The 8,966-nt window shown below is 71.1% G+C and carries 7 protein-coding genes and 1 tRNA gene; 2 read left to right on the forward strand and 6 right to left on the reverse strand.

Translation table 11 applies throughout. The features are described 5' to 3' along the window. On the forward strand, window positions 1–2,682 hold a 2,682-nt coding region (gene ppc, locus H5J30_RS09670; RefSeq protein ID WP_181786985.1), incomplete at its 5' end, for a phosphoenolpyruvate carboxylase. Window positions 2,683–2,814: 132 nt separating this feature from the next. On the opposite strand, the gene pth is transcribed toward ppc, so the two are convergent. From pth to H5J30_RS09700, 6 genes are all read right to left on the reverse strand, one after another. Then, a complete protein-coding gene (gene pth, locus H5J30_RS09675; protein ID WP_181786987.1) occupies window positions 2,815–3,405 on the reverse strand; it encodes an aminoacyl-tRNA hydrolase in 591 nt (196 codons plus the stop codon). 78 nt (window positions 3,406–3,483) lie between these two features. Further along, on the reverse strand, window positions 3,484–4,098 hold the full coding sequence (locus H5J30_RS09680; protein WP_181786989.1) for a 50S ribosomal protein L25/general stress protein Ctc: 615 nt from the start codon (window positions 4,096–4,098) through the stop codon (window positions 3,484–3,486). 191 nt (window positions 4,099–4,289) lie between these two features. Then, entirely contained in the window at window positions 4,290–5,267 is a 978-nt protein-coding gene (locus H5J30_RS09685) for a ribose-phosphate diphosphokinase (RefSeq protein WP_181786991.1), read from the reverse strand. A 97-nt stretch (window positions 5,268–5,364) separates the two neighbouring features. After that, window positions 5,365–6,843, reverse strand: coding sequence for a bifunctional UDP-N-acetylglucosamine diphosphorylase/glucosamine-1-phosphate N-acetyltransferase GlmU (glmU, locus tag H5J30_RS09690; protein WP_181786993.1), 1,479 nt, complete (start codon window positions 6,841–6,843; stop codon window positions 5,365–5,367). A gap of 114 nt (window positions 6,844–6,957) precedes the next feature. After that, window positions 6,958–7,029: transfer RNA gene (locus H5J30_RS09695), tRNA-Gln, on the reverse strand. A 7-nt stretch (window positions 7,030–7,036) separates the two neighbouring features. Then, window positions 7,037–7,948 (reverse strand): hypothetical protein, encoded by a 912-nt coding sequence (locus tag H5J30_RS09700; RefSeq protein ID WP_181786995.1) that lies wholly within the window; start codon window positions 7,946–7,948, stop codon window positions 7,037–7,039. A gap of 157 nt (window positions 7,949–8,105) precedes the next feature. Between H5J30_RS09700 and H5J30_RS09705 the strand changes: the two genes are divergently transcribed. After that, on the forward strand, window positions 8,106–8,966 hold an 861-nt coding region (locus H5J30_RS09705), incomplete at its 3' end, for a sensor histidine kinase (RefSeq protein ID WP_181786997.1).

Raw genomic sequence — 8,966 nt, forward strand, 5'->3', positions numbered from 1 at the left:
GACCTGCTCGGCGAGACCCTCGTCCGCCAGGACGGGCCGGAACTGCTGGAACTCGTCGAGCGCGTACGCGCCCTCACCCGCACCGACGGCGAGGCCGCCGCCGAGCTGCTGCGCACCGTCGACCTGGAGACCGCCGCCCGGCTCGTGCGCGCCTTCTCCACCTACTTCCACCTCGCCAACGTCACCGAGCAGGTGCACCGCGGCCGCGAGTTCCGCGCCCGCCGCGCCGCGGAGGGCGGCAACCTCGCCCGCACCGCCGACATGCTCAAGGACGCCGACCCCGCCCACCTGCGCGAGACCATCGCCAGCCTCGGCGTACGCCCCGTCTTCACCGCGCACCCCACCGAGGCCGCCCGCCGCTCCGTCCTCACCAAGCTGCGCGACGTCGCCCGCCTCCTCGAAGCCGACGAGGGCAAGTCCGCCGCCGACCGCCGCCGCTGCGACCGCCGCCTCGCCGAGGACATCGACCTCATCTGGCAGACCGACGAACTGCGCGTCGTCCGCCCCGAGCCCGCCGACGAGGCCCGCAACGCCATCTACTACCTCGACGAGCTCAACCGCGGCGCCGTCGGCGACGTCCTCGAAGACCTCGCCGCCGAACTGGAGCGCGTCGGCGTCGACCAGTCCGCCGTACTGCCGCCCGGCACCCGCCCGCTGACCTTCGGCACCTGGATCGGCGGCGACCGCGACGGCAACCCCAACGTCACCCCCCAGGTCACCTGGGACGTACTCCTCCTCCAGCACGAACACGGCATCACCGAGGCCATCGGCCACGTCGACGACCTCCGCTCCGCCCTGTCCAACTCCATCCGCAACGGCGGCGCCACCGACGAACTCCTCGCCTCCGTCCAGCACGACCTGGAGCTGCTCCCCGAGATCAGCCCCCGCTACAAGCGGCTCAACGCCGAGGAGCCCTACCGGCTCAAGGCCACCTGCATCCGCCAGAAGCTCCTCAACACCCGCCGCCGCCTCGCCGACGGCAGCGCCCACGTGCCCGGCCGCGACTACCTCGGCACCACGCAGCTCATCGACGAACTCACCCTCGTCCAGACCTCGCTGCGCGCCCACCGCGGCTCCCTCGTCGCCGACGGCCGTCTCGAACGCACCATCCGCACCATCGCCGCCTTCGGCCTCCAGCTCGCCACCATGGACGTACGCGAACACGCCGACGCCCACCACCACGCCCTCGGCCAGCTCTTCGACCGGCTCGGCGAGGAGTCCTGGCGCTACCTCGACATGCCCCGCGACTACCGCCGCGGCCTCCTCGCCAGGGAACTGCGCTCCCGCCGCCCGCTGGCCCCCACCCCCGCGCCCCTCGACGAGGCCGGCACCAAGACCCTCGGCGTCTTCGAAACCGTCAAGAAGGCCATCGACGCCTTCGGCCCCGAGGTCATCGAGTCGTACATCATCTCCATGTGCCAGGGCGCCGACGACGTCTTCGCCGCCGCCGTCCTCGCCCGCGAGGCCGGCCTCGTCGACCTGCACGCCGGCTGGGCGAAGATCGGCATCGTGCCGCTGCTGGAGACCACCGACGAACTGAAGATCGCCGACGACCTCCTCGACGCCATGCTCTCCGACCCCTCCTACCGGCGGCTCGTCTCCCTGCGCGGCGACGTCCAGGAGGTCATGCTCGGCTACTCCGACTCCTCCAAGTTCGGCGGCATCACCACCTCCCAGTGGGAGATCCACCGCGCCCAGCGCCGGCTGCGCGACGTCGCCCACCGGCACGGCGTACGGCTGCGCCTCTTCCACGGCCGCGGCGGCACCGTCGGCCGCGGCGGCGGCCCCACCCACGACGCGATCCTCGCCCAGCCCTGGGGCACCCTCGAAGGCGAGATCAAGGTCACCGAGCAGGGCGAGGTCATCTCCGACAAGTACCTCGTGCCGTCCCTGGCCCGGGAGAACCTCGAACTGACCGTCGCCGCCACCCTCCAGGCATCCGCCCTGCACACCGCGCCCCGGCAGTCCGTCGAGGCGCTCACCCGCTGGGACGCCGCCATGGACGTCGTCTCCGACGCCGCCCACGCCGCGTACCGCAGGCTCGTCGACGACCCCGACCTGCCGGCCTACTTCTTCGCCTCCACCCCCGTCGACCAGCTCGCCGAACTGCACCTCGGCTCCCGGCCCTCCCGCCGCCCCGACACCGGCGCGGGCCTCGACGGGCTGCGCGCCATCCCCTGGGTCTTCGGCTGGACCCAGTCCCGGCAGATCGTCCCCGGCTGGTTCGGCGTCGGCTCCGGGCTCCGCGCCGCACGCGAGGCCGGACTCGACGCCGTCGTGGACGAGGCGTACGAGCACTGGCACTTCTTCCGCAACTTCCTCGCCAACGTCGAGATGACCCTCGCCAAGACCGACCTGCGGATCGCCCAGCACTACGTCGACACCCTCGTGCCCGACGAGCTGAAGCACATCTACGCCGCCATCGAGGCCGAACACGAACTGACCGTCAGCGAGGTGCTGCGCATCACCGGCGAGACGGAGCTGCTGGAGGCCAACCCGGTGCTCCAGCAGACGTTCCGCATCCGCGACGCCTACCTCGACCCGATCTCGTACCTCCAGGTCACGCTGCTCGGCCGGCAGCGCGAAGCCGCCGAACGCGGCGAGGCCCCGGACCCCCTGCTGGGCCGGGCACTGCTCCTGACGGTCAACGGCGTCGCCGCGGGCCTCCGCAACACGGGGTGACCACCGGTCCGGGCGGCGTTTGACCCGCCCACCGTGACCGTGCTGCGCACGGCGCGGTGGGCGGTCCCGCAGGGCGCGTCAGGCGCCGGGCGGGGGTTGCGCCCCTGATCGGCTCCGGCCCCCCGGCCCCGGTCAGCCGTTGTACGTGTTCTGGGCCCGCTCCAGGCCCTCCGCGACCAGCGCCTCCACGGCATCCGCCGTGCGGTCCACGAAGTAGTCGAGATCCTTGCGCTCCGCGGCGGAGAAGTCCTTCAGCACGTAGTCCGCCACCTCCATCCGCCCCGGCGGCCGCCCCACACCGAACCGCACCCGCAGATACTCCCGGCCCAGCGACTTCGACAGCGACTTCAGCCCGTTGTGCCCGTTGTCCCCGCCGCCGAGCTTCAGCCGCAGCGTGCCGTACTCCAGATCCAGCTCGTCATGGACGACGACCATCCGCTCCAGCGGCACCTTGTAGAAACCCGCCAGCGCCCCGACCGGCCCCCCCGACAGGTTCATGTACGTCATCGGCTTCGCCAGCACGATCCGCCGGCTCGCCGGCCCCGGCGGACCCAGCCGCGCCTCCACCACCTGCGCCCGCGCCTTGTGCGCCTTGAACCGGCCGCCGACGCGCTCCGCCAGCAGATCCGCGACCATGAACCCCACGTTGTGCCGGTTGCCCGCGTACCCCGGGCCCGGATTGCCCAGACCCACGACGAGCCACGGCTGCGCTGCGTCCGACATCTGCCGGCCCTCCCGGGATACGTGTGCCTGCCCGTAAGGAAACGGGGGGCGGGCCCGTACGACCCGCCCCCCGCCCCCTCACTCCTCCGACTTGCCCTCGTCGCCCGCGGCCTCGCCCTCGGCCGCCTCGCCCTCCGCCGCCGGCTCCTCCGCCTGCGGCGAGACCACGTGCAGCACCGGGTCCTCGCCGTCCACCGCCAGCGTCACCCCGGCCGGCAGCTTCACGTCCTTCGCCGCCACCGTGGCACCCGCCTCCAGGCCCTCGACGCTCACCGTCACGGACTCCGGGATGTTCGTCGCCTCGGCCTCCACCGGCAGCGCGTGCAGCGTGTGCTCCAGCAGGTTCTGGCCCGGCGCCAGATCGCCCTCGACCTGGATCGGCACCTCCACGGTGACCTTCTCGCCGCGCTTCACGACCAGCAGGTCCACGTGCTTGAGCACCCCGGTACGCAGCGGGTCCCGCTGCACGTCCTTCGGGATGACCAGCTCGGACTTGCCGCCCATCTCCAGGCTGATCAGCACGTTCGACGTCTTCAGCGCCATCAGCAGGTTGTAGCTCGGCAGCGCCACGTGCCGCGGCTCGGCGCCGTGGCCGTAGATGACACCCGGAACCTTGTCCTCGCGCCGCAGCCGGCGGGCCGCGCCCTTGCCGGTCTCGGTCCGCGGCTCCGCGGCGATCTTGTACTCGGCCATGACTGCACTCCTCGCAGTAGGTGAAGCTGACGGGACGGTCACCCGGCCGCAATCGGCCTGCTACGAAGAGCGCGTCGATAACGGAGCACCGAACCGGAACCGGACGAACCGGGGCGGCCTCCCTCGCCGAGCAACTCCGGGAGTCTACCCGGCGGCGGGAGGCCGCCCCAAGTCGATCTTCTGCGGAACGGCTACGCGTGCTCGTCGAAGAGGCTGGTCACCGACCCGTCCTCGAACACCTCGCGCACCGCCCGCGCCAGCACCGGCGCCATCGACAGCACCGTGATCTTGTCCAGCTCCAACTCGCTCGCCGTCGGCAGCGTGTTCGTGAAAATGAACTCGCTGACCTTCGACCCCTTCAACCGGTCACCCGCGGGACCCGACAGCACCCCGTGCGTCGCCGCCACGATCACGTCCTCCGCACCGTTCGCGAACAACGCGTCCGCCGCCGCACAGATCGTGCCCCCGGTGTCCACCATGTCGTCCACCAGCACGCACACCCGGCCGGCCACGTGCCCGACGACCTCGTGCACCGTCACCTGGTTCGCCACATCCGGATCCCGGCGCTTGTGCACGATCGCCAGCGGCGCACCCAGCCGGTCGCCCCACCGGTCCGCCACCCGCACCCGCCCCGCGTCCGGCGAGACCACCGTCAGCTTCGACCGGTCCGTCTTCGACGCCACGTAGTCCGCCAGCACCGGCAGCGCGAACAGGTGGTCCACCGGGCCGTCGAAGAAACCCTGGATCTGATCCGTGTGCAGATCCACCGTCAGGATCCGGTCCGCACCCGCCGTCTTCAGCAGATCCGCGATCAGCCGCGCCGAAATCGGCTCCCGGCCCCGGTGCTTCTTGTCCTGGCGCGCATAGCCGTAGAAGGGGACGATCGCGGTGATGCTCCGCGCGGAGGCACGTTTCAGCGCATCCACCATGATCATCTGTTCCATGATCCACTGATTGATGGGCGTCGTGTGACTCTGCATCACAAAACAGTCGGCCCCCCGCGCCGACTCCTGGAAACGGACGTAGATCTCACCATTGGCGAAGTCGAACGCCTTCGTAGGTACGAGGCCCACACCCAACTGGTGCGCGACCTCCTCGGCAAGCTCGGGGTAGCCACGGCCGGTGAAAAGCATCAGCTTCTTCTGGCCGGTCGTCTTGATCCCGGTCACAGCACGTTCTCCTCGGTATCGGGGCAGGCGGCCGGGCGGGCGGCCGGTCGGATGTCCTACTCACCGTACGCCCCGAACGCCCCCACCACCCACGCCCTCACCCCGCCTGACCGGGCCCCTCGTCCCCCTCCGCACCCTCCCCGCGCGCCGCCTCCGCCGCCCGCGCCGCCGCACTCCCCGGCCGCTTACGGGCCACCCAGCCCTCGATGTTGCGCTGCTGACCCCGCGCCACCGCCAGCGAACCCGGCGGCACATCCTTCGTGATCACCGACCCCGCGGCCGTATACGCGCCATCCCCGATTGTGACCGGCGCAACAAGCATGTTGTCCGCACCCGTACGGCAATGACTCCCGATCGTCGTGTGATGCTTCGCCACCCCGTCGTAGTTGACGAACACACTCGCGGCACCGATGTTCGTGTACTCGCCGATCGTCGCGTCCCCCACATACGACAGATGCGGCACCTTCGTCCCCGCACCCACATCCGCGTTCTTCATCTCCACATACGTCCCCGCCTTGGCCCCCGCGCCCAGCCGCGTCCCCGCCCGCAGATACGTGTACGGACCCACACTCGCCCCCGCACCGATCTCCGCCCCGTCCGCAACCGTGTTGAGCACCCGCGCCCCCGCACCCACCACCGTGTCCGTCAACGTGCACCCCGGCCCCACCTCGGCACCCGCCCCCAGCCGCGTCGCCCCCAGCAGCTGCGTCTGCGGCAGCACCACCGCATCCGGCTCGAACGCCACCCCCACGTCCAACCACGTCGACGCCGGATCCACCACCGTCACCCCCGCCAGCATCGCGTCACGCAGCAGACTGTCGTTCAGCAGCCGGCGCGCCTCCGCCAACTGCACACGGTTGTTGATGCCCAGGATCTCCCGGTGATCGGCAGCCGACGACGCACCCACCCGGTGACCCGCCGAACGCAGGATCCCCAGCACATCGGTCAGATACTCCTCACCCTGACTGTTGTCCCGCCGCACCTGCGTCAACGCCGACGCCAGCAGCTTCGCGTCGAACGCGAACACCCCCGAATTGATCTCCCGGATTTCCCGCTGCGCCGCCGAGGCGTCCTTGTGCTCCACGATCCCCGTCACGGCCCCCGTCGCGCCCTCCCGCACGATCCGCCCGTACCCGGTCGCGTCCGGCACCTCCGCGGTCAGCACGGTCACGGCGTTCCCGTCGGCGGCATGCGCCCCGGCCAGCCGGCCCAGGGTCTCCCCGGCCAGCAGCGGCGTGTCACCGCACACCACCACCACGGTCCCGTCCAGCGCCACCCCGTCCCCGGCCAACTCCTCCAACGCGATCCGCACGGCGTGCCCGGTCCCGTTCTGCTGCTCCTGCACCACGGCCCGCGCGTGGGGCGCGATCTCCCCGAGATGCGCGCTGACGGCCTCCCGGCCGTGCCCCACGACGACGACGAGATGCTCGGGGTCCAGCTCTCCGGCGGCGGCGACGACGTGCCCGACGAGCGAGCGACCACAGATGCGGTGCAGGACCTTGGGGGTCGCGGACTTCATACGGGTGCCTTCGCCCGCGGCGAGTACGACGACGGCTGCGGGGCGGTTCGCGGTCACGTGAGGTGTCCTTACGCAGGCGGAATCGGGGATACGGGCAGGATACCGAGGGGGTACGCGGGGGTAATGCAAACGGGCCCCGGCGATTGCCGGGGCCGGAAGTCGATTCGTAGGCTCCCCTGCCTGGACTCGAACCAGGAACAAATCATCCAAAGTGACCCGTGTTGCCGATTACACCACAGGGGATGGCTAATCAGGCCAAAACGGACAGTTCCTCGGTCCGCTGCCTGGCGGCCACCACTATGCCGTACCACCACCCCTCAATGCGACGGTAGAGATCCGCACCTTGCAGGACGCGCACCACGAGGCAGCCCCGGTAGCCCTCACCCACGTTCTTGCGCACGGTTGCCGGATTGTGCTTCTTGAGGGTCGTCCTGTCGAAGTGGGACGGGTCGCCGCCCACGTGCCCGGCCCAGAAGCGTTCGGCCGCGCCCACGTCCGCGGACTCGTGGATCATCAGGCGGAAACGCAACCGCTCGGGTTCGATGCCGAGTAGCAGCAGCCAGGCGAGGTAGAGCGTGATCATGTCGGGGTCGCTGTTGACGAAGACCGCCGACTCGTCACGCCGGTGGGGCTTGCTCTTGGTCCCCTCGGACCAGTAGAGGCCCACGCCGACCAGGAACAGCTCCCTGTCGGTGAGCCGGCCGATCTCGCGGGTCGCCGCGTCCTTCGTCCGCTGTCTCTCCGTCTCCCGTCTGCGCAGCGTCGCCTCCCAGCCGCGCCGCGCGATCGCCGACGCCTCCTCGCGGGTGCGGGGCGGCGGCTTCGGGAGGTCGCGTACCCACAGGGAGATCGAGCTTTTCGAGCAGCCCAGCTCCAGTTGGATCTGGTCGTACGTCCTGCCCTGCCTCCGCAGTTCGCGGGCCCTTGCCCGCAGGTCGTCCTTCGCCCGCGGGCGCTTCGTCCACTCCGGGGGCGGTTCGCCTTCCAGGAGGCGGTTGAGCAGGTCGTTGTTGCCGACTTTCAGGTGGTCGCGGATCTGTCTGCGGCTCAGGCCCTCCCTGCGCAGGGCCACCGCCCGGTCGCGTAGGTCCTCGAAGGTCGCCGTGCCGGTGAGCAGGCCGCCCGTGCCGTCGCCCGGGCGGCGTTGTGGTGCGTGGGTCATGGCGACCAGCCTCGCCGGGGGCCGGGGCGGCGGATGCGAATATTCGGTCGATTCACCAGTTCGGTGCTTACCTGGCGGTTTCGTGTGCGTTCGAACGCGTTGCGTGCTGTTGAACCCGGAGCCTGTTCCCGCGCGATCGGCCCTTACGCTGGTTGGTATGACCGCGTCGGGGGAAGCCGTGAGCGAGGTCTCCGGGGGGCGGAGGCCGGTCTGGTGGTGGGCGCGGCGCCGGTCGATGGTGCTGGATGTGGTGCTGGCGCTGGCGTCGGCCGCGGAGTGTGCGGTGCAGGGGGTGCCGTTCTCGCGGGATGCCGGGCTGCCGGTGGGGTTCGGGATCGTGCTGGGGGTCGTCGCGGGGAGCGCGCTCGTGCTGCGGCGGCGGTGGCCGATCGTCCCGGTGCTGGTGGCCATGGCCGTCACGCCCGCGGAGATGGGCTTCCTGCTGAACATCGTCGGCCTCTACACGCTGGCCGCCTCCGACATCCCCCGGCGTATCACCGCGGCGCTGGCCGGGATGTCCGTGTCTGCCGTGATCATTGTCACGTTCGTGCAGATGTACCAGACCTTCGAGGAGCACGACCGGGACTCGCCGTTCGTGCTGGCCGCGCTCGTCGCCCTGCTGATGTCGGTGGGGGTGACGCTGCCGCCGCTGCTGTTCGGGCTGTACGTGGGCGCGCGGCGCCGGCTCGTGGAGAGTCTGCGGGAGCGGGCGGACGGGCTGGAGCGGGAGTTGTCGCTGCTGGCGGAGCGGGCGGAGGAGCGCGCGGTGTGGGCGCGGCGTGAGGAGCGCACGCGGATCGCGCGGGAGATGCACGACGTGGTGGCGCACCGGGTGAGTCTGATGGTGGTGCACGCGGCGGCGCTGGAGCGGGTGGCGCTCAACGATCCGGAGAAGGCGGCGCGGAACGCGGCGCTGGTCGGGGACATGGGGCGGCAGGCGCTGACGGAGCTGCGGGAGATGCTGGGCGTGCTGCGGATGCCGGCGGGGTCGGTGACGTCGGCGTCGGGGAGCGGACCG

The sequence above is a fragment of the Streptomyces phytophilus genome, assembly GCF_013870535.1.
Lineage (GTDB): Bacteria > Actinomycetota > Actinomycetes > Streptomycetales > Streptomycetaceae > Streptomyces > Streptomyces phytophilus.

What these genes read in the sequence shown, in the direction of transcription:
- H5J30_RS09680 (WP_181786989.1), bottom strand. Translation starts at nt 4,098, where the DNA reads ATGGCCGAGTACAAGATCGCCGCGGAGCCGCGGACCGAGACCGGCAAG.
- pth (WP_181786987.1), bottom strand. Translation starts at nt 3,405, where the DNA reads ATGTCGGACGCAGCGCAGCCGTGGCTCGTCGTGGGTCTGGGCAATCCG.
- H5J30_RS09700 (WP_181786995.1), bottom strand. Translation starts at nt 7,948, where the DNA reads ATGACCCACGCACCACAACGCCGCCCGGGCGACGGCACGGGCGGCCTG.